This window comes from Streptomyces antnestii (genome assembly GCF_004005495.1).
GTDB classification, from domain to species: Bacteria; Actinomycetota; Actinomycetes; order Streptomycetales; family Streptomycetaceae; genus Streptomyces; species Streptomyces antnestii.
Genome location: NZ_RZYA01000001.1, coordinates 305400 through 326753 on the forward strand (window position 1 = coordinate 305400; position 21354 = coordinate 326753).

The window sequence follows — 21354 nt, forward strand, 5'->3', positions numbered from 1 at the left end:
TGTCAAGAAGGCGGTTGGCCGGTGCCCCGGCGCGGACCGCGACGCACGGCACGCCGCGGCCCGTGCGATGACCACGACCCGGCCCACGACCACCCGTCTCACCCGTCCGGGCGTACGAGGACTGCGCGGCGGCGCCCCCGGTGGTCCCCTGAGAACACTCGCGCGCCGCCCGGCGCGCACCGGCCCAAGGCTGGGGGCACGGCGATGCGCGCTGCTCCGGGCGCCCAGGACCCCGCCGGGTTCACCGGGCCCGTGACACAGGGGCCCGGCACGTGCCCCTTCGTGCCCTCCGGCGGAGCCGACACGACCGGTGCCGACGCGACCCGTCCCGGCATCGCCACCGGCCCCGGCACCCTCACCGGCACCCCCACCGTCCTCCGCCCCGCACGCGCTCGCCGCGCGCCCGATGCCGATGACGACGGCGACAGCGATGGCAATGGCTGTGGCGACGGCACGATCCTGCCCAGCCTCCGTTCACCCGCCGTCGGCCGCGACCCCTACCCCCTGTACCGCACGCTCAGGACGTCGTACCCCCTTGTCCACGACGAGGCCTTCGGGGCGTGGCTGATCAGCCGCTACGAGGACGTGCGGGCCGCGCTCGCCGACCCGCGGCTCGTCGCGCCGCCCCCGAAAAGCACCCTGACGCACCTGACGCACCTGGAGGACCGCGCCCACGCCGCGCACCGAGCCCTGCTCTCACCCGCGCTGCGCGGCCGCGCCCTGGCCGCCCTGCGGGCCGGGGTGGAGCGTGCCGCGTTCGTGCTCGCCCGGCGTCTGTCGGGGCGTCAGGAGGCCGATCTCGTGGCCGAGTTCTGCCACTGGCTGCCGGCCGTGGCGGCGGTGACCGCGCTCGGGCTGCCCCACGAGGAGACCGCGCGCGTGCGGGAGTGGTGCCGCGACGGCCTCACCCACCTGGGGGCCGGGCACGGGGACCTCGACGCTTTTCTCCGCCCGTACGTCGCCCGCCGCCGCGCGCGTCCGGGGCGCGATCTGCTGTCCGTCCTGTGCACGGCACGTGCGGACGGCCGCCCCCTCCCCGACGAGACGGTCGTGGGGACGGCCGGAACGCTCCTCGGCGCCGGAGGCGAGGCCACGCACCTGGCCCTCGCGTCGTTCCTCGCCAACCTGCTCGACCACCCGGCCCAGCTGAGGCTCGTCCGGGAGCGCCCCGCGCTGATGCCGGCGGCCTGGGCGGAGTCCCTGCGCCGCGACCCCGCCGTGCACATCGTGCTGCGCCGCGCGCTCGTCCCCGTCGTCACGGGCGCGGGGACGATACCGGCGGGCGCCGCCGTCGCCTGTCTCCTGGGCTCCGCGGGCCGCGACCCGGCACGCTTCGCCGCCCCCGACCGCTACGACATCCTGCGCCCCGCCCCCGGCCAACTGGCCTTCGGCGCGGGCCGCCACCGCTGCCTCGGCGTGCAACTGGCCCGCCTCACCGCCGAGTGCGCGCTCCACGCCCTGCTGGAGGCGCTGCCGCGGCTGCGCAGGGCGCCGGGCGGCCGGCCGGCGGACGAGGGCCTGATCACGCGCGGTCCGAAGACCCTTCCGGTGCTCCTGGGCTGAGCGGCGCGCGGACGAGCAGGGCTACGGGCAGCCCTGCGAAGAGCTGCTCCACGCGCGCGTGACCCTCGAACTGCCGCCCTGGAGCGAGCAGATCGACCCACCGCCCCTCCGGCAGCGTCAGCTCCGTGTCGCGCCAGCCGCCCGCGTCGGCAAGCCGCAGGGACAGCCGGGTCACCGCAGTGACGACCTCTCCGGAGCGTGCGAACGCCACGCAGTGCCCGGCGCCCACGCCCCGCGCCGGAACCGGTTCGTACGTGGCCTCCGCGCCGAACCACTCCGGGTGCGCGCGCCGCAGCCTCAGCGCGGCGGCGGTCAGTGCCATCTTCTCGTCGGACAGATCACCGGGCAGGTCACCGGACACATCACCCAACAGATCACCGGACACGACACCCCCCTCGCCGGAGTCGAGCCGTTCGAGCAGCGCGCGGTCGAAGCGGGCCGGCGCCCGGTTGTCGGGGTCCACCAGAGCCCGGTACGCACGCTCCGTGCCCTGGTAGACGTCCGGCACCCCCGGCATCGTCAGATGGACGAGAGCCGCCCCGAGGACGGTGGCCCGCACATGGGGCCGCAGAGAGTCCGAGAACGCGGCGACGGCCTCCCGGGGAGGCCCGCACGGGCCCGCCGCCACGAACTCCCGCACCGCCTTCTCGTAGTCCCCGTCGGGCTCCGTCCAGCTCGTGTGCAGCCCGGCCTCGCGCACGTGCTTGAGCATCGCGCCCTGGAGCCGCTCGCCATCACCGTCACCGTCACCGACGCCATCACTGTCACCGGCGCCATCGCCGTCGCTGCCGTCGCCGAAGCCGACCGCCGTCTGCCAGGCCGCCCACGCCAGTTGGGGATCGGGCGCGCTCGTACCGCCCTCGCGCGCGGTGCGCTCGGTGACCTCCGCGAGCAGGTCGGCCCAGCGCCCGGGACACTGCGTGAGCACGGAGATGCCCGCCCGCACGTCGGCGCTGCGCTTGGTGTCGTGGGTGGAGAGCACCGTGCCCGTGCAGGGCCAGTCGCGCTGCACGCGCGCGCAGTACGCGTGGAAGGCCTCCGGGACGACCGCCGGGCTCTGCGGCGTACCGCCCACCTCCGTCGCGGACAGCAGCGGCGCGTGCCGGTAGAACGCCGTGTCCTCGACCGCCTTGGCCCGCAGCGCCGACGCCGTCTGGGCGAACCGCGCCCGGAACGCGCGATGCTCCGGCCCCGACCCGCGCTTCCCGAGCGCCAGTTCCCGCACGGTGTCCACCGCCTCGGCCTCCTCGGCGACGGTGAACACCCCCTTCGCGTCCTCGGCGTCCCCGGGAGTGAGCACGGTCTCGGGGTCCGCGCCCCCGCTCGCGTACGGCCGGTACACGTCGAGGCGGACCAGGAGCTCGCGCACCGCGGACCGCAGGGCCCACGGGGCGTGGTCGCGCAGGGCGGCGTCGGCGGCGCACAGGCGGCCCGCCTCGCGCGTGAGCCGGTCCACCTCGGCCGCCAGCTCGTGCGTGACGACCTCGTACGCGGCGCGCCTGGCCGTGGCGTCCCAGTCGCCCCCGAGGTCGTCGGGCGCGGCCGTGAAGCGCCGGAAAAGGGAGAGGAGTTCGTCGGCTCCGGACGGGTCGGTGAACAGTCCGTCGATGTGGCGCAGCGCGTCGTAGCCCGTCGTGCCGGCCACCGGCCAGGCCGCGGGCAGCTGTTCGTGCTCGCCGAGGATCTTCTCGACGACGGTCCAGCGGCCGCCTGCCCCCTCGGCGAGGTCCTTCAGATACGCGCCGGGGTCGGCGAGGCCGTCGGGATGGTCGACGCGCAGCCCGTCGAGGACGCCCTCGCGCAGCAGCTGCACGATCTTCGCGTGGGTGGCGTCGAAGACCTCACGGTGCTCCACGCGCACCCCGATGAGGTCCGAGATGGTGAAGAAACGCCGGTAGTTCAGTTCGGTACGGGCGAGGCGCCACCAGCCGAGCCGGTACCACTGCGCGTCGAGCAGCTCCGGAAGCGGCAGCGTCTCCGTGCCCTCGCGCAGCGGGAACGCGTGCTCGTAGTAGCGCAGCACCGGGCCGTCCACCTCCAGGTGGTCCAGCTCGTGGCTCAGCCGGTGGCCCAGGGCGGGCAGCAGGACCCGCCCGTCCTGCGCCTCCCAGTCGATGTCGAACCAGTGCGCGTACGGGGAGTGCGGCCCGTCCCGCAGCACCTCCTGGAGGGGCCGGTTGAGGCCGGCCGCCGCCGCCATGTGGTTGGGCACGATGTCGGCGACGAGCCCGAGGCCGTGCTCCCGCGCCGTCCGGGCGAGCGCCCGCAGCCCCTCCTCGCCGCCCAGCTCCTCCCGCACGCGCGCGTGGTCCACGACGTCGTACCCGTGGGTGGAACCGGGGACGGCCTCCAGGACCGGCGAGAGATGCAGGTGCGAGACACCCAGGGAGGCCAGATACGGGACGGCGGCGGCCGCCGCGGCGAACGGGAACGCCGGCTGGAGCTGCATCCGGTACGTGGCCGTGGGCGGGTCGGGGACCTCGCCCCCGTGAGGGTCCGGTGTCATGCGCGTCATGCGAACCTACGTACCCGCCCGGGCGTCTTTCGTGTCATCGCCGCATGCATATGTCACCGTCGCCGTCGGTAGTTTCGACCGATGGCACAGGCAGCTGGGGGAACGGCGGGGACCTACCGCGCGGTGATCGGGGCGACCGGGGCGCTGCTCCCGTTGATCTCGTTCTTCGGCCGGCTGCCCGTGGCGGTGATCCAGTTCGGCAGCGTGCTGCTGGTCACCAGGACGAGCGGATCCCTCGCGACCGGGGGGACGGTGGCCTGCGCTCTCGCGCTCGGGCAGGTGGCCATGGGGCCCGTCGTCGGCCGGCTCGCCGACCGGCGCGGGCAGCGGAGCGTGGTGCTGTGCTGTTCGCTCCTGAACGCCCTCGCGATCGCCTGCTACACGCTGGGCGCCCTCGCGCGGCTGCCCACGCCGCTCCTGGTCGCGCTCGGCGTGCTCGCCGGGGTCACGGTGCCGGGCATCGGGCCGCTGGCCAGGGCCCGGGGCGTCGCGCTCGTCCGCCACGGGGAGACGGACGAGCGCGACGGCCACCCGGCCGACGGACGCCTGGTCAATGCCGTGCTGTCGCTCGAGAGCACCATGGACGAGCTGTCGTTCGTCCTCGGGCCCGCCCTGATCGGCGCCGCCGCCTTCGCCGGCCATCCCGCGTACGCGTTCGGGATCGCGGCCCTCCTGGTCGCCGGCTGCGGTACGGCGTTCGCGCTGCACCCGACGGCGACGGCCGTCCGGCCCGTGGCGGCGCCCGTGCCGAGGACGCCGAGGACGCCGCGGGCCCGGCGTCCGCGCATGCCGCGCGAGGTGCGGCTCGTACGCCTCGGCCTCGTCCTCCTCGGTGTCCTCCTGGGCGGCTGCGGGGCCGGGATCACGGCGCTCACCCAGGACCTCGGCCAGGAGGACCAGGCGGGCCTCGTCTACGCCGCCATGGGCGTCATGAGCGCCGTCGTCGGCCTGTCCATGGCGGCCGTGCCGGAGCGCGTCGGGCTCGCCCTCCGCTGGCGCGTGGCCACGGCCGCCGCCGCCCTCCTGTCCCTCCTGCTGATCGGCACGCAGAGCATGACGGGCCTCTACGTGGCGGTGACCGTGTTCGGCGCCATCTTCGCGCCGAACCTGATCACCGGCTTCGGGCTCACCGAACGCGCCGTGCCGGGCGAACGCCTCGCCGAGGGCATGACGTTCGCCGCGAGCGCCTTCGTCGGCGGTCAGGCGGTCACGCTCGCGGTGGCGGGCCGCCTCGCAGAGTCCCACGGCCCCGCCGCCGCGTTCACCGTCGGCAGCGTGGCCGCCGCCCTCGCGTTCGGCGTCGCCCTCCTCGTACGGGCCCCCGCAGGCCCCGAGGTCACGCCGGCCGCTGCAGCACCGTCAGGCTCCGGTCGAGGAGCATGAGGCGGTCGCCCGCCTTCACCTTCGCGCCCGTCCCCTGCGGCACCCCTTCCGGCAGCGCCGTGTCCACGACGAGCTCCCACTGCCGGCCGTGGTTGACGGGGACGACGAACTCCTTCGGTTCGGCCGAGGCGTTGAAGAGCAGCAGGAACGAGTCGTCGTAGATCCGTTCGCCCCGGGGGCCCGGCTCCGAGATCGCGTGCCCGTTCAGGAACACCGACATGGCCCGCGCCTGCGCGGCCCCCCAGTCGTCCCGCGTCATCTCCCGGCCCTCCGGGGTGAACCAGGCGATGTCGGACAGCTCGTCGTGGGTGCCCTCGACCGGCCGCCCGTGGAAGAAGCGGCGCCTGCGGAACACCGGGTGCTCGCGCCGCAGTCGCGCCATCGCGCGCGTGAAGGCCAGCAGGGGATCCGTCTCGCGGTCCTCGGGCCAGTGCACCCAGGCCAGTTCGCTGTCCTGGCAGTACGCGTTGTTGTTGCCGTGCTGGGTGCGCCCCAGCTCGTCCCCGTGGCTGAGCATCGGCACGCCCTGGGAGAGCATCAGGGTGGCGATGAAGTTCCGGGTCTGCCGGTCCCGCAGGCCGAGGATCCGCAGGTCGTCGCTGTCACCCTCCGCGCCGCAGTTCCACGACCGGTTGTGGCTCTCCCCGTCACGGTTGCCCTCACCGTTCGCCTCGTTGTGCTTCTCGTTGTACGAGACCAGGTCGCGCAGCGTGAAGCCGTCGTGGCACGTGACGAAGTTGATCGAGGCGAGCGGGCGGCGACCGTCGTCCTGGTAGAGGTCGGACGAGCCGGTGAGGCGTCCCGCGAACTCGGCGAGGGTGCGCGGCTCGCCCCGCCACAGATCCCGGACGGTGTCCCGGTACTTGCCGTTCCACTCCGTCCACAGGGGCGGGAAGTTGCCCACCTGGTAGCCGCCCTCGCCGACGTCCCACGGCTCGGCGATCAGCTTCACCTGGGAGACCACCGGGTCCTGCTGCACGAGGTCGAAGAACGACGAAAGCCGGTCCACCTCGTGGAACTGCCGCGCGAGCGTGGCCGCCAGGTCGAAGCGGAACCCGTCGACGTGCATCTCGGTGACCCAGTACCGCAGCGAATCCATGATCATCTGGAGGACGTGCGGCGAGCGCATGAGCAGCGAGTTCCCGGTGCCCGTGGTGTCCATGTAGTAGCGCCGGTCGTCCGCGAGGCGGTAGTACGAGGCGTTGTCCAGGCCCCTGAAGGACAGCGTGGGACCGAGGTGGTTGCCCTCCGCCGTGTGGTTGTAGACGACGTCGAGAATGACCTCGATCCCGGCCTCGTGCAGCGCCCGGACCGCCGACTTGAACTCCAGGACCTGCTGCCCGCGGTCGCCCCAGGAGGCGTACGCGTTGTGCGGGGCGAAGAAGCCGATGGTGTTGTAGCCCCAGTAGTTGTTGAGGCCCATCTCCACGAGCCGGTGGTCGTTGACGAACTGATGCACCGGCATCAGCTCGAGGGCGGTCACGCCCAGCTCGGTCAGGTGCTCCAGGATCGCCGGATGGGCGAGCGCCGAGTACGTGCCGCGCAGCTCTTCCGGGAGCGCCGGGTGGGTCATCGTGAGGCCCTTCACATGGGCCTCGTAGATCACCGTGTGGTGGTACTCGGTGCGCGGCCGCCGGTCGTTGCCCCAGTCGAAGTACGGGTTGACCACGACCGACGACATCGTGTGCGGAGCCGAGTCCAGGTCGTTGCGCCGGTCGGGTGAACCGAACGGGTATCCGTACACCGCCTCGCCCCAGTCGATCTGCCCGCTGATGGCACGCGCGTACGGGTCGAGGAGCAGCTTCGAGGAGTTGCAGCGCTGCCCCCGCTCCGGGGCGTACGGGCCGTGCGCGCGGAAGCCGTAGCGCTGGCCCGGCATGACGCCGGGCAGGTACGCGTGGCGCACGAAGGCGTCGGTCTCCCTCAGTTCCACGGCCGTCTCCGAACCGTCGTCGTGCAGCAGACACAGCTCTATCCGCCGGGCGGCCTCCGAGAAGACCGCGAAGTTGGTACCGGCGCCGTCGTAAGTGGCACCGAGTGGATACGCCTGTCCAGGCCAGACCTGCATGGGTACGACTCTTCCACTTCCGGCCCGGATGCCCCGGGCGACTTCGGCCAGAGTCTTCCCGAAAGTCACGGAACCTCCTAGGAATCGGGCCCCTCTTAAGGGAAAGACCGGACAGCCCGTCCGCCCGTTCGCGGGCCCGCGGGGACAACAGGGGGAAGATGTGCGAGAGCTCGCAAGGCGCCATCTGGGGAAAATCACGGCGGGGGTGGCGGTCGCGGCCGCGTCGGCCGCCGTACTGCTGGGCGTGACCCTGCCGGGGGAGGCGGGCGCGGGTGACCAGACCGCGGCCGGCTCCGCCCGGCAGGACGCGGTCCCGCGCGACGGCGTGGTGGAGGCCGCGCCGAAGCAGGGCGCCAAGGGCGTCGGCAGGGACCCGCTCACCGACGACGAGATCAGGCGCGCCGAACAGATAGCCGTGACGAGCGGCGGACTGCGCAGAAGCGCGCGCGACGTCGACGGCGACCGGGGGCCGCAGCGCCTGTCCACGAACCTCAGCGAGGTGGACCCCACGCTGACCGGCGCGCGGGCCGCCGAGCGCCGGGCCGAGGTCGTCTCCTACGACTACCGGACCGACACGGTCGTGACCCGGACCGTGAACCTCGACACCGGCAAGGTCGAGAACACCGACACGGCGCACGGTGTACAGCCGCCGCCGAGCCCGGGAGAGCTGCGCGAGGCCACCCGGCTCCTCATCGCGAACCCGCTCGGCGCCGGCCTGAAGAAGGACTACAAGGACGCCACCGGCAAGCAGCTCACCGGCCCGGACCAGCTCGAAACGAGCGGCATGGTCTTCCGCAAGGAGACCGTCGCCCACGTCCCGGGCGCCCTCACCGCGTGCGGAGAGCACCGCTGCCTGCGCGTCGTCACCAAGGTCAGGAACGGGCCGTGGATCGACACCCGCGCCCTGGTCGTCGACCTCAGCGCGCGCACCGTCGGCCGCCTCGGCTGAGCCCTCACGCCGTCTTCTCCTCCTGTTCGAAGGAGTCATTCCGTATGCACGTCAACAGACTTCGGCGCGTCCGCGCCCGGGCCGCCGTCGCCCTCGCGTCCTTCGCGCTGCTCGGCACGGCCGTCAGCGCGGCCGGCCCGGCGACCGCCGCCCCGCGGGCCCCCGCCGCGGCCCCGGCCTGCAGCACCGCGTACCAGATCGAGCAGACCCTCGACGGGGGTACGACCTGGCGCATGTGCTGGCACTACAACACGCTGTCCGGGCTCGTCCTCGACGACGTCAGCTACCAGCCCAGGGAGGAACCCGAGCCGATAGCCGTCCTCACCAGCGCCCGCCTCGCACAGGTGCACGTCCCCTACGACGACGGCGAGAACGAGTACGACGACGTCACCGGCACCGACTTCGGGTACGCCCTGCAGAACCTGAAGCCGGGCGAATGCCCCGGCGGCACCATCAAGACCGTCAAGGTGCCCGACCGGGGCGACGTGCAGGGCCTGTGCACCACCACGCGCGCGCGGGGGCACGCGTACCGGCTGAACAACGACGAGAGCACCGGCGGCACCGGCAAGCTCTACACCGCCCAGGGCAAGGACCTCCTCGTCTACACGGTCAACAAGGCGTCCTGGTACGAGTACATCACCGAGTGGCGCTTCTCCTCCGACGGGACGATCACGTCGAACGTCGGCGCGACCGGCAGCCTCTCCCCGTACGACTACAACGGCACCGACGGCAAGGGCTGGCCGATCGGCAAGGGCGCCCGCGCCTACGCCGAGAGCCACAGCCACAACGTCTTCTGGAGGCTCAACTTCGGCCTCGACGGCTCTTCCAGGAGCAAGGTCGAGCAGTACGACTCCAAGGTGACGGCGCCGCGCGGCAGCGGCAGCCCCACCACGAAGACCACCCGCACCCCCGTCACCAGGGAACTCGCCGGTGACGCCAAGGACATGCGCTGGTGGCGCGTCGTCAGCACGGCAGGCAAGAACAAGGACGGCCACCCCCGGTCCTACGAGTTCGTGCCCGGCCGCACAGCCAAGTTCCCCGGCCGCTCGTTCACGCAGCACGACGTGTACTTCACCGAGTACAAGAAGTGCGAGCAGTACGCGAGTGACAACCCGGCCGGGCACTGCGGGGGCGCCAGCGTCGACAAATGGGTCGGCGGGCAGACGCTCACGCACCCGATCGCCTGGGTCAACATAGGGTTCCACCACATCGCCCGGGACGAGGACCAGCAGCCGATGCCGGTCCACTGGCAGGGCTTCTCACTGGCCCCCAGGGACGTGACCGCTATGAATCCGCTCACTCCCGCCGATCTCGCGGACCAGAACGGCGTGCCCAGAAACGGCAGTTGAGAAACTACCCTGCCCATCGGGCTGCACCGCCGACCGCTCCCGGAGTACCCTTCCTTGATCGTTGCTGGGGGAGTGCTCGGGGGAGCGGAAGGCGGTGCGTGGGTGAGCTCGGGTGGGCTGGAGCTACCCCCTGGTGACGCGGGTCACGAGGGGAGTTCCTCCGACGTCCCGCCCGGAGCGGTGTCCCTGGCACGACCCATGGACATGGGGTCCCAGATAGGCCCCGAGTCGGGCCTCGCCTGGGGCGCCGAGGCCTGGAGCGAAGTGCGTACACGCGCGCAGCGAGCCGGCCGGGCCTACATCTGGCTGAACCTGGTCGAGCAGCGGCTGCGGGCCGTCGTGGCCGCCGTGCTCCGCCCCGTCTACGAACCCGTCCACGGCGACGACTGGGTCGTGGCCGCCGCCGGGCCCGCCGGACAGGAATGGGTGCAGCGGGCCGTCGCCGTGCGCGAGGTGAGCCGCCGCAAGGGCTATCTGCTCGACCCGGCCGACGACAACGTCCTCAGCTTCCTCACCCTGCCGCAGCTGCGTGAGCTGATGGTCCAGCACTGGCCCTGCTTCGAGCCGTACTTCGACGACCGCCGGGACGTCGAACTCGCCCTCGACGAGCTCGAGGTGACGCGGAACGTCGTCTCGCGCAACCGCGCCCTGTCCGAGGCCGTCCTCGGCCAGGCCGAGCGCGCCTCGGCGCGGCTCCTGGAGATGCTCGGCACCGGTTCGGACGTGCCGTCCGCGCGCCGGTTCCCCGTCGACGCCGTCGAGGAACTCGTCGGCGACCGGTACGCGGACGTCGTGGGCGTGCACCCGGACCGGGTGCGGCTTTTGCGCCAGTTCCCGGCCGAGGACATCTTCGGCGGCGCGCGCCGCCTCGACGCCATCGGCATAGGCCTGGACATGCTGGTGCAGAACTTCTCGGGCCGCCGCCTCGTGCGCCTCGCCGAGTCGGGCTGCCGGGTGCGGCTGCTCTTCCTCAACCCCGCCTCCAGCGCCGTCAAGCGCCGGGAACGCGAGCTGGGCCTCAAGCGGGGCGAGCTGAGCCGCTCCGTCGAGATGAACATCCTGCACATGCGCCGGGTCCGCGCCCGGCTGCGCGACCCGGGCGCGTTCGAGATCCAGGTCTACGACGAGACGCCACGGTTCACCGCCTATCTCGTCGACGGCGACGGCTCGGACGGCATCGGAGTCGTCCAGTCGTATCTGCGCCGGGCCCGGGGCATGGAGGCGCCGGTCCTGGTGCTGCGCGGCCCCGGGCGCGTGGTGAGGGCGACGAGCGCACGCGACGGGGAGGAAGCCGGACTTTTCCCGACGTATCGGGAAGAGTTCGAAATGGCGTGGGCGGACGCCCGGCCGGTGTCCTGAACCCGCCGCGCGGCGAGGACGACGCGGGAAACCGCACGCCCCCGGCCCGTTGTCAGTGCCCCATGTCATCGTGGTGACCACTGGGGAGACACGGGGAACGCACCACGAAGAAGGGGGCCGCATGGGATGGCACCAGGAGCTGCTGGTCGGCTTCGACCTGGAGACCACGGGGACGGATCCGCGCGAGGCGCGCATCGTCACCGGCGCGGTGATAGAGGTCAGGGATTCGAGGCCGCTGGGGCACCGGCAGTGGCTCGCCGACCCGGGGGTCGAGATCCCCGCCGACGCGGTCGCCGTGCACGGGATCAGCAACGAGAGAGCGGCGGCCGACGGCGAGCCGGCCGACAGGGTCGCGGACTCGATAGCCGAAGCACTCGTCGGGTACTGGCACACGGGCGTGCCCGTCGTCGCGTACAACGCAGCGTTCGACCTGACCCTGCTCTCCGCCGAGCTGCGCCGCCACGGGCTGCCCTCGCTGCGGGACCGGCTCGGCGGTGTCGACCCGGCGCCCGTCATCGACCCGTACACGATCGACCGCTCCGTGGACCGCTACCGCAAGGGCAAGCGGAACCTGGAGGCGGTGTGCGCGGAGTACGGCGTGACGCTCGACGCCGCGCACGACGCGTCGGCGGACGCCCTCGCCGCCGCGCAGCTCGCCGCCGCGATAGCCGCCCGCCACCCCAAGGTCGCCTCCCTGGGACCGGCCCGGCTCCACACGTCCCAGATCGAGTGGTACGCGCAGTGGGCGGCGGACTTCCAGTCCTTCCTGCGGCGCAAGGGGGACGCGGAGGCGGTGATCGAGGCGGCGTGGCCGATGCGGGAGCTGGCGGAGCCGGGGGTCTGAGAGGCGGGCCACCCACCCGGCCGGCCACCCACTGACCCGGGCGCCCGCCCGCACAGCCACTCGCCCACAGGCACGCCTACACAGCCACCCGCCGCCACTGCTGTGACGCCGCGCCCGTGTACGTCTGCTGGACGACCGCCGTGCCCGCCTCCGTCGAACCCGCCGCCGTACCGAGGCACTTGCCCGTGCGGACGCACACCAGGCGGACGTGGTCGCCGTCGGTGGTCTCCGGGCGCCAGTGCTGGTTGTCGGCGCCGGTCGCCCGGTACTGCACGACCGGGGCGTTCTCCGTGGCCTGGCCGCCGCTGACGTCCGCCGTCAGGCCGGAGCCGACGTTGGTGAGGCGCCGGCCGCCGTCCAGGGTCTCGGTGAACTTCCACTGCTGCGCGGCGCCGCCCGTGCGGGCGCCCAGGACCAGGGGCGCGGACTCGGCGGTCCCCGTCACGCCGATCACCATGCGGCTGTCCGCCCGGTTGACGAGCACGTAGCGCTCCGACGCGTAGGAGGGGGTCAGGGTGACGCTCGCGCCCGGCCTCAGTCTGACGTCCTTCGTCCAGGACCCGGCCCGTACGCGGGTGGTGGTGCCGCCCGTGGACGTCAGGCGCAGCTGCGTCGCGATGCCGTCCCGCCACTCCAGGTCGGCCGTGAACCCGCCGCGCACGCCGATGCCGGTGACCCTGCCCGCCGTGCCCCAGGCGACCGGGAGTGCCGGAAGGAGTTCGACGAGACCCGGGCGCGAGTAGAGCAGCATCTCGATCACGGCGGCGGTCGTGCCGAAGTTGGCGTCGATCTGGAAGACCGAGCTGTTGCCGCCCAGTTGGTACATGTCGAAGAAGTTCGGCGCGGTGCCGTTGCTGTGGTTCACGGAGGGGCGCAGCACGGTGCCGACGAGCTGGTACGCCTTCTCGGCGTCCTTCATCCGCGCCCAGCACAGGGCGCGCCAGGCGCAGCCCCAGCCGTAGGTGTCCATGCCGCGCGCGGTGAGGCCCTTGTCGACGCCGACGAGGATGTCGTGCGGGCTGCGGTCGTGGCTGATCCGGTCGCCGGGGAACAGGCCGACCAGGTGGGAGAGGTGCCGGTGCCGGGTCTCGCCCAGGTTCGCGCCGCCCATCCACTCCTCCAGCCAGCCCGTGGCGGAGCTGACGCGCGGCAGGTACAGCCGGTCCTGGAGCGCGGCGACGCGGCGGGCGTACCCCTGGGACTCGCCGAGGTCCGCCGCGGCGGTGCGGAAGTTCTCGAACAGCTGCCAGACCAGCTCCTGGGCGTACGTGATGCCGCGGGCGTCGGTCGGGCCGTGCTCGGGCGACCAGTCGTGGTCGTCGACCAGGACCTCGACGTCGGCCCCGGACTTCGGGTCCTTCACCGTCGCCGTGACGAGCCGCTTCTCCCAGAACGCGCAGGCGCCCTCCAGGAGCGGCAGGATCTTCGCCAGATAGCGCCGGTCGAGGGTGAACTCGTAGTGCTCGAAGAGGGAGTTGCACAGCCAGGCGTTGCCGGCCGGGTGCCACCACCAGCCGGGGCCGCCCATGGTGTTGGTGGAGATCGCCGTGGTCCAGCCGGCGATCTCGCCGCTGGTGTTGCGGAAGCCGTTGCGCGGGTCGTTGAAGAGCTCGCGCGTGCGGACCTCCCAGTGCGGGACCTGGGCGAGACAGTAGTCGGCGAGCGCGTCGAAGCAGTCGGGCAGGCCGGTCCTGTCGGTGGGCCAGTAGTTCATCTGCAGGTTGATGTCGGTGTGGTAGTCCGCCATCCACGCCGGGTCGTTCCGGTCGACCCACAGGCCCTGGAGGTTGAGCGGCAGCGAGCCGCGCGAGCCGCACACCGTGAGATAGCGGCCGAACTGGACGTACGACGCCTCCAGTTCGGGGTCGGGGCGCCCGCCGGAGGCCTGCCGGGCCAGCAGCCGCTGGTCGGTGTCCAGGGCCCGCTGCGCGTCGCTGGACACGCCCAGGTCCACGGTCATCGTGCCGAACAGGGCGCGGTGGTCGGCGACATGGGCGGCGAGGAGGCCGCTCGCGCCGGTCCTCGCGGCCGCGGCGGTCCGTGCGGTGGCCGTGGCGCGTGGGTCGGCGCGGCGGTCGATGAATCCGTCGGCGTCGGGGGAGTAGGAGGTGCCGCCGCTGAGGACGAGCAGGACCTCCTCGCAGCGGTCGAAGGTGACGGAGGAACCGGTCGCGCCGACGGTGCCGCCCCGGTGCGAGGCGGCACGGGCGACGGCGGCGTACGCGAGGTCGTTCGGGAGTGTCGCGGCGAAACCGGCCGACGCGGTGGCCGGGTCCGCGGTGATCGCCTCGGCGCGCGTCCCGGCCAGGGTGAGGCGTCCGCTCCAGGTGCCGCCGCCGCTCTGCGTCAGCCGGACGACGATCACGTCGTCGGGGTGGCTGCAGTACGTCTCACGTCGGTAGCGGACGCCCCCGAGCTCGTACTCGACGGTGATCAGGCCGTTGCTGAGGTCGAGGCGCCGGCGGTAGCCGCTGACGGCGGCCGGGTCGTGTCCCGGCACCTCCACGTACGCCTTGACGAGGACGCCGTACGAGCCGAAGTGGGCGGTGTCGTAGGGGAATTGACCGTCGGACTCCAGGGAGTCGTTGGGCCCGCCCGTCCACAGGGTCACGTCCGAGACGGACAGGACGTCGCGGGACGGGTGCCCCGAGACGACGGCGCCGAGGCGGCCGTTGCCGATGGGCAGGCCCTCCCGCATGAGGCGGTCCTCGGCGGCGGGGGACGAGTAGCGCAGGGCGACCGCGTCGGCCTCCGGCACGAGACCGGGCGCGGCCGGGCGTCCGCCGGGTCTGGGCGCCGTCTGCGCGGCGTAGGCGGGTACTTGACTCAGAGCCAGGAGAGATCCGATGGCTGAGCCGTATTTGAGGAGGGAGCGGCGGGTGACGGCGGTACCGGGTCCGGGGCGCGTAGGCATCTGGTCCTCCAGCAGGGGTCGGCCAACTCAGCCGTACCTTGCTCCAGGACCCCACCGCGGGAAAGAGATCGGATGAATTCAGCGCGAAAGTCCAACAACTCCTGAGCGGGAGTCCAACTGCCCGTCCGGACCGGCGCCGCCGCATCACGAAGTGGCGGATCCCCACCCCGGACCGGCACGGTCGGAAGGTCAGAACGGGTACCAGCGCACCGTCGGATCCCCGTCCCGCAGCGACGCCACCCTGCGCCCGAACTCCGCGAGCGCCTTGGGGTTGGCCGGCGCGTGCTGCGCCACCCACGCGCAGCTCGCCGTCTCGCGCGCGCCGCGCAGCACCGCGCACCCGTCCCACTCGCGCACGTCCCAGCCGTACGTCCGCGTGAACGCGTCGTACGCCTCGGGGACCAGGCCGTAGCGGTCGCGGGAGAGCGCCATGACGACCAGGTCGTGCTCGCGCAGGTCCGACGAGAACGTCTCCAGGTCCACGAGGACGGGCCCGTCCGGCCCGATGTGCACGTTGCGCGGCAGCGCGTCCCCGTGGATCGGCCCCGGCGGAAGGTGCGGGACGAGCGCGGCCGCCGCGTCCGCGAAGCCGTCGCGCCGCTCGCGCAGATACGCCGCGTCGGCGGGGTCGATCGCGTCCCCCGCGAGCCGCAGCCACCGCTCCACGCCGCCGAGCAGCTCGCGGCGCGGCAGCGCGAAGGGCGGCGCCGGCAGGGCGTGCACGAGGCGCAGCAGCTCGGCCAGGTCACGCGGTTCGGCGGGCCGCAGCGCGGCCGGGACGCGGTGCCACAGCGTCACCGGGTGGCCGTCCACGAGGAGCGGTTCCGGCTCGGCGGCCCGTACGGCGGGCACGCCCTGTCCGGCGAGCCAGCCGGCGACGGAGAGCTCGTGCCGGGCCCGCTCCAGGAGTTCGGGGGCGCGGCCCACCTTGACCACGAGGTCGCCAAGGGCGAACACGGCGTTCTCGCCGAGCGCGAGCAGTTCGGCCTCCCGCCCGTCGCCCCGCGTCCCGTCCGGGAGCCCCGCCGCGGCGAGTACCTTCCGCGCCTGCGCCTCGTCCATCACTTGCCTCCCGCGATCACGTCGTACCGCGCCAGTCTCCCACCCGCCCCGTCCACACCTCCGCCCCGGCCCACGGCGCACTGAACATGTACATGCACACAGCCTTGACGGCCCACGACTCCCTCAGCACGATGACGATGGCCGCCGGGACGGCCGGACCTCTCCCACCCGCCCGCCCGAAGGAGCCGATGCCGTGACCTTGGCCACCGCGACGAAGCGGCCGGTGAAGCGTGTGTCCGAGCCGCCCGGCCGGGGGCGCCTGGTGGACCACGGCGCCTGGTTCCTCGTGCTGCCCGCCCTGATCCCCATCCTGGTGCTCAGCGTCGGGCCCCTCCTCTACGGCATCGCGCTGTCGTTCACCGACGCGCAGGCGGGCCGCACCGCGCCGACCCGGTGGGTGGGCGCGCTCAACTTCCAGGACCTGCTGCACGACACGCTGTTCTGGGAGTCCTTCCGGATCGGCCTCTTATGGGCCGTCGGCGTGACCGTCCCGCAGTTCCTGCTCGCGCTCGGCCTCGCGCTCCTGCTCAACCAGAACCTCCGCTTCCGCTGGCTGGCGCGGGCCCTCGCGATCATTCCCTGGGCGATGCCCGAGGTCGTCGTCGGCATCATGTGGCGCCTCGTCTACCACCCGGACGCCGGCATCCTCAACGAGACGCTCCGTGACCTCGGGCTCGGCGACGGGCGCGACTGGCTCACCGGCCTCGCGACCGCACTGCCCGCCGTCATCGTCGTCGGCGTCTGGGCCGGCATGCCGCAGACCACGGTCGCCCTGCTCGCCGGGCTCCAGAACACCCCGCCCGAACTCCACGAGGCCGCCGCCCTCGACGGCGCGGGCGCCTGGGGCCGCTTCCGGGCGGTGACCTGGCCCGCGCTCAAGCCGGTGGCCCTCGCCATCACCGCGCTCAACTTCATCTGGAACTTCAACGCGTTCGCCCTGGTCTACGTCCTGACCAACGGTGGCCCGGGCGGCCGCACCCGCCTGCCGATGCTGTTCGCCTACGAAGAGGCCTTCCGCTACGGCCAGTTCGGCTATGCGGCGGCGATGGGCTGCGGGATGGTCGCGGTCATCTCCGTGATCCTCGCCTTCCATCTCGTGGGCCGGCTCAAGGGAGGCGACGAGCAGTGAGCCGTACCCGTACCCATACCCGTACCCATACCCGTACCCGTGGCCGTACCCGTACAGGCATCCGGCCGAGCAGGCCGGCGCGCGCCGGGCAGTCCCTCGCGCTGCTCGCCTATCTCGTCTTCCTGGCGTTCCCGTTCCTGTGGCTGATCTCCACGGCCTTCAAGCCGCCGCGCGAACTGGCGAGCCTGCACCCCACCTGGATCCCCAAGGACCCGACGCTCGCCAACTTCCGTCAGGCGTTCGACGAGCAGCCCCTCCTGCGGGCCGCCGTCAACTCCGTACTCGTGGCCCTGAGCGCGGCGCTCGTCGCCGTCCTCGTCGCGACGCCGATGGCCTACGTCATGGCCCGCCACCGCTCCCTGCTCTCCCGCGCGGCGACGGGCTGGGTGGTGATCAGCCAGGCGTTCCCGTTCGTCCTCCTGATCATCCCGCTCTTCCTGATCCTGAAGAACCTGCACCTGATCAACTCGCTGCCCGGCCTGACCCTGGTCTACGTGGTGTGGTCGCTGCCCTTCGCGCTGTGGATGCTCGTCGGGTACGTGCGGGCCGTGCCGCGCGAGCTGGAGGAGGCGGCGGCCGTGGACGGCGCCGGAAAGCTGCGCACGCTCGTCTCGGTCACGGCGCCGCTGCTCGCGCCGGGGCTCGTCGCGACGGCGCTCTTCGCGTTCATCACCGCGTGGAACGAGTTCTTCTTCGCGCTCGTCCTGATGAAGACGCCGGAGCGGCAGACCCTGCCGGTCGTCCTGACGCACTTCCTCGGCGCGGAGGGCGTCGCCGACCTCGGACCGCTGGCCGCCGCCGCGTTCCTCGCCACCCTGCCCTCACTGGTGATCTTCGCGCTCATCCAGCGCAGACTCACCGGCGGGATCCTGGCCGGGGCGGTGAAGTCATGAGGCGCGTACGCGCATGGGCCGCCGTCGCCGCGGCCGTGGCCCTGCTGCTCACCGGCTGCTCGTCCGGCAAAACCGTGGACGACGGCAAGGTGACCCTCGAATTCCAGTCCCTGGCCTGGCAGAAGGAGTCCGTCGACGCCAACAAGCAGCTCGTGAAGGAGTGGAACGCAGCCCACCCGGACATCCAGGTCAAGTACGTGCAGGGCAGCTGGGACAGCGTCCACGACCAGCTGCTGACCTCCTTCGAGGGAGGCGAGGCGCCCGACGTCATCCATGACGCCTCCGACGACCTCGCGGACTTCGCGTACGGCGGCTACCTCGCCGACCTGCGCGACCTGCTGCCCGCCCGCCTCAAGTCCGGCATCCCGCAGCGCAGTTGGGAGACCACGACCTTCGGTGACGGTGTCTACGGCGTGCCGTTCCTCCAGGAGCCGCGCGTCCTCGTCGCCAACGCGAAGATCCTCCGGGCGGCCGGGGTGCGGATCCCGACGCCCGCGAAGCCGTGGTCCTGGGAGGAGTTCCGGAGCGTCACCAAGAAGCTCAGCGGCGGCGGGAGGTTCGGTGTCGCCTGGCCGCTGAAGGAACCCGTCTCGGCCACCCTCAACCTCTCCCTCTCGGCCGGCGGACGCATGTTCCACCGCGGCGCGGACGGCAAGGTGACGGTCCGTTTCGACGCGGCCGACGCGGTCGTGCCCCGGACCGTCCACGACCAGGCGGGCCCCGACGGCAGCGCATCGGGTGCGACCCTCGGCATGAGCGGCTCGGACACGCTCCCCGGTTTCTTCGCCGGCAAGTACGCCATGGTGCCGCTCGGATTCTCCTACCGTCAGCAGATCGTCCAGCAGGCGCCGAAGGGCTTCGAGTGGCAGGTGCTCCCGGCGCCCGCGGGCCGCGACGGGCTCGCGCAGGGCGTCTCGCCGCAGACCCTGTCCGTGGCGCAGGACAGCCCGCACAAGAAGGAGGCGGCGCAGTTCATCGACTTCCTCCTGCGGCCGCGGAACATGGTCCGCCTCGCGCTCGGCGACTGGATGCTGCCGACCGGCACGCAGGCCCTGAAGGACCCGGCCCTGCGGACCACGAAGAACGACTGGGCGACCGGCACGGCCCTCGCGGGCGGCCTCCGCTCGGCCCCCGCACAGTCCGTACGGGGCTACCCCGAGTGGAAGGACAAGGTCGCGACGCCCGCCCTCCAGGAGTACTACAGCGGCTCCATCGGCCTGGGAGAGCTACGCAAACGCCTGGTGAGGGACGGGAATCTCGTCCTCGCCAGATATCAGAGGTAGGGCGGGACGGGGAAGCCGGGGAGGGGGGTCACATATCGAGGACGAGGCGTGGGCCCCGGCAGCGCGAGACACAGATCATCAGCGTCTCGCCCGACGCCCGCTCCTCGGCGGTGAGCACCGAGTCCCGGTGGTCCGCCGTGTCCTCCACTATGTCGGTCTCGCAGGTCCCGCAGGTGCCTTCCGCACAGGAGTAGAGCACCTCGACCCCCGCATCGCGCACCGTGTGCAGGATGCTGCGGCCGGGCGGCACGGTCAGGGTGCGGCCGGAGCGCCGCAGCTCCACCTCGAAGGCGTGGTCCGGCCCGTCCTGCTTCACGGGCCGGAAACGCTCGGTGTGGGCGGCGCTCGGGCCTCGACGGCGTCGAGGAGCGGCCCCGGGCCGCAGCAGTAGACGAGGGCGCCGTCCCCCGCCGTCCCGAGATACCCGTCGAGGTCGAGCAGCCCCGTCTCGTCCTTCGGGGCGACGCGCACCTTCTGTCCGTACACGGAGAGGCGGTCGAGGAACGCCATCGAGGCGCGTGTCCGGCCGCCGTACAGCAGGCTCCACTCGGCGCCCGCCGCCTCGGCGGCGGCCACCATCGGGAGGATCGGGGTGATCCCGATGCCGCCCGCCACGAAGCGGTAGCCCGGTGCCTCGTGGAGTGGGAACGCGGAGCGTCGCGGTGCCGTTCGGGCGGGCCGGGTCAGGCGGGGAACCGGTGATGGGCTCGTACGAACGTTCCGTCGTGACGGTGTGCGTTCGACGTGTTTTCTAGGGTGATCGTCATGCAGCTGCGGTACGCCTTCAGGTTGTACCCGGACGCGGCTGGCGAACCGTTCCCCAGCGCAGGACAGTTGTCCAAGGAGCTGATCACCCGAGCGAAGCAGACCGTGGAGCGGGCCTGGCTGGGTGAGGTGTCCGCCGTCGTGCTCCAGCAGTCTCTGCGCGACGTGGAGGGGGCCTACCGCAATTTCTTCGCCTCCCTCAAGGGCACCCGCAAGGGGGCGAGAGTGGGCTCGCCGCGGTTCAAGTCCCGCAAGGACAGCCGACAGCCGATCCGGTTCACCGCTAATGCCCGCTGGTCGATCACTGACAATGGGTGGCTGAACCTGCCGAAGATCGGCGAAGCCAAGGTCAAATGGTCCCGCTCCCTGCCCACGGCTCCGACCTCGGTCACCGTGATCAAGGATGCGGCCGGCCGGTACTTCGCGTCCTTCGTCATCGACACCGATCCGGCCGCCGACGCCATGGCTGTGCCCGACACCGACCAGATGGTCGGCATCGACCTGGGCCTTACCCACTTCGCGGTCCTCTCCGACGGCAGGAAGATCGACTTCCCGCGGTTTCTGCGCCGTGCGGAGAAGAAACTGAAGCGTGCCCAGAGGGATCTGTCGCGAAAGCAGAAGGGGTCGCAGAACCGAACCAAGGCCCGCCTGAAGGTGGCCCGCCCCCACGCGCAAGTGGCCGACGCGCGCCGCGAGTTCCACCACCAGCTCTCCACGAAGCTGATCCGTGAAAACCAAGCGATCGGCGTGGAGGACCTGGCGGTCAAGGGATTGGCGCGCACCCGCCTGGCCAAGAGCGTGTACGACGCGGGCTGGGCGCAGTTCGTGAACATGCTGGAGTACAAGGCGGTCCGGTACGGGCGGACCTTGGTGAAGATCGGCAGGTACGAGCCGACCAGCCAGGTCTGCTCGGCGTGCGGGTTCAAGGACGGGCCCAAACCCCTGGACGTGCGGGAGTGGACCTGTGCCGCCTGCGGTGCCGTCCATGACCGCGACCACAACGCCGCGAAGAACGTGAGAACGGCCGCCGGACCGGCGGTTTCAGCCTGTGGAGCGCAGGTAAGACCAGGATCCGTCCCGGCACAGCGCGACGAAGCAGGAAGCCACGGATTCACTCCCGAACCCCGTGCCGCGCAGCGGCACAGTAACGAGAGCGAAGGCCAAAATCCCCGGGCCTCAGCCTGAGGAGCAAGTCAAATACCAATGGTTCCGCGCGAACTCGGACATGGCACTCCCGTCCCTGAAGGGCGAAGCGGCTCTGCTTCGCCGTGCCGTGGT

At 72.3% G+C, this 21354-nt stretch carries 14 protein-coding genes and 1 pseudogene; 10 read left to right on the forward strand and 5 right to left on the reverse strand.

All coding sequences use genetic code 11. From position 1 onward, the window contains the following. Nucleotides 1–204: 204 nt before the first annotated feature. Nucleotides 205–1563 (forward strand): cytochrome P450, encoded by a 1359-nt coding sequence (locus EOT10_RS01270; RefSeq protein ID WP_223280696.1) that lies wholly within the window; start codon nt 205–207, stop codon nt 1561–1563. On the opposite strand, the gene treY is transcribed toward EOT10_RS01270, so the two are convergent. Beyond that, nucleotides 1523–4078 carry a malto-oligosyltrehalose synthase gene (treY, locus tag EOT10_RS01275; protein ID WP_431313244.1) on the reverse strand — a complete coding sequence of 852 codons (2556 nt, stop codon included), beginning with the start codon at nt 4076–4078 and terminating at the stop codon, nt 1523–1525. The two genes, EOT10_RS01270 and treY, sit on opposite strands and share 41 nt — an antisense overlap. Before the next feature lie 81 nt (nt 4079–4159). Here treY and EOT10_RS01280 point away from each other — a divergent pair, with 81 nt between their 5' ends. Beyond that, nucleotides 4160–5461: an MFS transporter gene (locus tag EOT10_RS01280; RefSeq protein WP_127826131.1), complete on the forward strand. Its 1302-nt coding sequence runs from the start codon at nt 4160–4162 to the stop codon at nt 5459–5461. On the opposite strand, the gene glgX is transcribed toward EOT10_RS01280, so the two are convergent. After that, nucleotides 5415–7529, reverse strand: coding sequence for a glycogen debranching protein GlgX (gene glgX, locus EOT10_RS01285; protein ID WP_127826132.1), 2115 nt, complete (start codon nt 7527–7529; stop codon nt 5415–5417). The two genes, EOT10_RS01280 and glgX, sit on opposite strands and share 47 nt — an antisense overlap. A gap of 160 nt (nt 7530–7689) precedes the next feature. Between glgX and EOT10_RS01290 the strand changes: the two genes are divergently transcribed. The 4 genes from EOT10_RS01290 (at nt 7690) to EOT10_RS01305 (ending at nt 12030) form a co-directional block, all read left to right on the forward strand. After that, a complete protein-coding gene (locus EOT10_RS01290; RefSeq protein WP_127826133.1) occupies nt 7690–8478 on the forward strand; it encodes a Tat pathway signal sequence domain protein in 789 nt (262 codons plus the stop codon). 44 nt (nt 8479–8522) lie between these two features. Further along, nucleotides 8523–9827 (forward strand): copper amine oxidase, encoded by a 1305-nt coding sequence (locus tag EOT10_RS01295; RefSeq protein WP_127826134.1) that lies wholly within the window; start codon nt 8523–8525, stop codon nt 9825–9827. Nucleotides 9828–9929: 102 nt separating this feature from the next. Beyond that, nucleotides 9930–11186 carry a DUF5919 domain-containing protein gene (locus EOT10_RS01300; RefSeq protein ID WP_127826135.1) on the forward strand — a complete coding sequence of 419 codons (1257 nt, stop codon included), beginning with the start codon at nt 9930–9932 and terminating at the stop codon, nt 11184–11186. Nucleotides 11187–11307: 121 nt separating this feature from the next. After that, entirely contained in the window at nt 11308–12030 is a 723-nt protein-coding gene (locus EOT10_RS01305; RefSeq protein WP_127826136.1) for a 3'-5' exonuclease, read from the forward strand. A gap of 76 nt (nt 12031–12106) precedes the next feature. Here the strand turns inward: EOT10_RS01305 and EOT10_RS01310 are convergent, their stop codons facing one another. Together EOT10_RS01310 and EOT10_RS01315 are read right to left on the reverse strand one after the other, a co-directional pair. Next, nucleotides 12107–14944: a glycosyl hydrolase family 95 catalytic domain-containing protein gene (locus EOT10_RS01310; protein WP_127826137.1), complete on the reverse strand. Its 2838-nt coding sequence runs from the start codon at nt 14942–14944 to the stop codon at nt 12107–12109. Between the two features lie 189 nt (nt 14945–15133). Next, on the reverse strand, nt 15134–16006 hold the full coding sequence (locus tag EOT10_RS01315) for a phosphotransferase enzyme family protein (protein WP_127826138.1): 873 nt from the start codon (nt 16004–16006) through the stop codon (nt 15134–15136). A gap of 193 nt (nt 16007–16199) precedes the next feature. Here EOT10_RS01315 and EOT10_RS01320 point away from each other — a divergent pair, with 193 nt between their 5' ends. The 3 genes from EOT10_RS01320 to EOT10_RS01330 are packed head-to-tail and all read left to right on the forward strand — an operon-like array spanning nt 16200 to nt 19311. Next, the gene (locus tag EOT10_RS01320) at nt 16200–17135 is read left to right on the forward strand and encodes a carbohydrate ABC transporter permease (RefSeq protein WP_127826139.1); all 936 of its coding nucleotides are present in this window, start codon (nt 16200–16202) and stop codon (nt 17133–17135) included. Nucleotides 17136–17194: 59 nt separating this feature from the next. Then, nucleotides 17195–18028, forward strand: a complete 834-nt coding sequence (locus EOT10_RS01325; protein ID WP_127826702.1) for a carbohydrate ABC transporter permease — start codon at nt 17195–17197, stop codon at nt 18026–18028. Then, a complete protein-coding gene (locus EOT10_RS01330) occupies nt 18025–19311 on the forward strand; it encodes an ABC transporter substrate-binding protein (protein WP_127826140.1) in 1287 nt (428 codons plus the stop codon). Before EOT10_RS01325 ends, EOT10_RS01330 begins: the two co-directional genes overlap by 4 nt. Before the next feature lie 28 nt (nt 19312–19339). Here the strand turns inward: EOT10_RS01330 and EOT10_RS01335 are convergent. Beyond that, nucleotides 19340–19968, reverse strand: a pseudogene (locus tag EOT10_RS01335) (flavin reductase family protein); the annotation flags it as partial. Between the two features lie 108 nt (nt 19969–20076). Between EOT10_RS01335 and EOT10_RS01340 the strand changes: the two are divergent. Continuing rightward, the gene (locus tag EOT10_RS01340; RefSeq protein WP_127826141.1) at nt 20077–21261 is read left to right on the forward strand and encodes an RNA-guided endonuclease InsQ/TnpB family protein; all 1185 of its coding nucleotides are present in this window, start codon (nt 20077–20079) and stop codon (nt 21259–21261) included. Nucleotides 21262–21354: the final 93 nt, after the last annotated feature.

What these genes read in the sequence shown, in the direction of transcription:
- EOT10_RS01270 (WP_223280696.1), top strand. Translation starts at nt 205, where the DNA reads ATGCGCGCTGCTCCGGGCGCCCAGGACCCCGCCGGGTTCACCGGGCCC.
- treY (WP_431313244.1), bottom strand. Translation starts at nt 4,078, where the DNA reads ATGACGCGCATGACACCGGACCCTCACGGGGGCGAGGTCCCCGACCCG.
- EOT10_RS01280 (WP_127826131.1), top strand. Translation starts at nt 4,160, where the DNA reads ATGGCACAGGCAGCTGGGGGAACGGCGGGGACCTACCGCGCGGTGATC.
- glgX (WP_127826132.1), bottom strand. Translation starts at nt 7,529, where the DNA reads ATGCAGGTCTGGCCTGGACAGGCGTATCCACTCGGTGCCACTTACGAC.
- EOT10_RS01295 (WP_127826134.1), top strand. Translation starts at nt 8,523, where the DNA reads ATGCACGTCAACAGACTTCGGCGCGTCCGCGCCCGGGCCGCCGTCGCC.
- EOT10_RS01305 (WP_127826136.1), top strand. Translation starts at nt 11,308, where the DNA reads ATGGGATGGCACCAGGAGCTGCTGGTCGGCTTCGACCTGGAGACCACG.
- EOT10_RS01310 (WP_127826137.1), bottom strand. Translation starts at nt 14,944, where the DNA reads ATGCCTACGCGCCCCGGACCCGGTACCGCCGTCACCCGCCGCTCCCTC.
- EOT10_RS01315 (WP_127826138.1), bottom strand. Translation starts at nt 16,006, where the DNA reads ATGGACGAGGCGCAGGCGCGGAAGGTACTCGCCGCGGCGGGGCTCCCG.
- EOT10_RS01330 (WP_127826140.1), top strand. Translation starts at nt 18,025, where the DNA reads ATGAGGCGCGTACGCGCATGGGCCGCCGTCGCCGCGGCCGTGGCCCTG.
- EOT10_RS01340 (WP_127826141.1), top strand. Translation starts at nt 20,077, where the DNA reads ATGCAGCTGCGGTACGCCTTCAGGTTGTACCCGGACGCGGCTGGCGAA.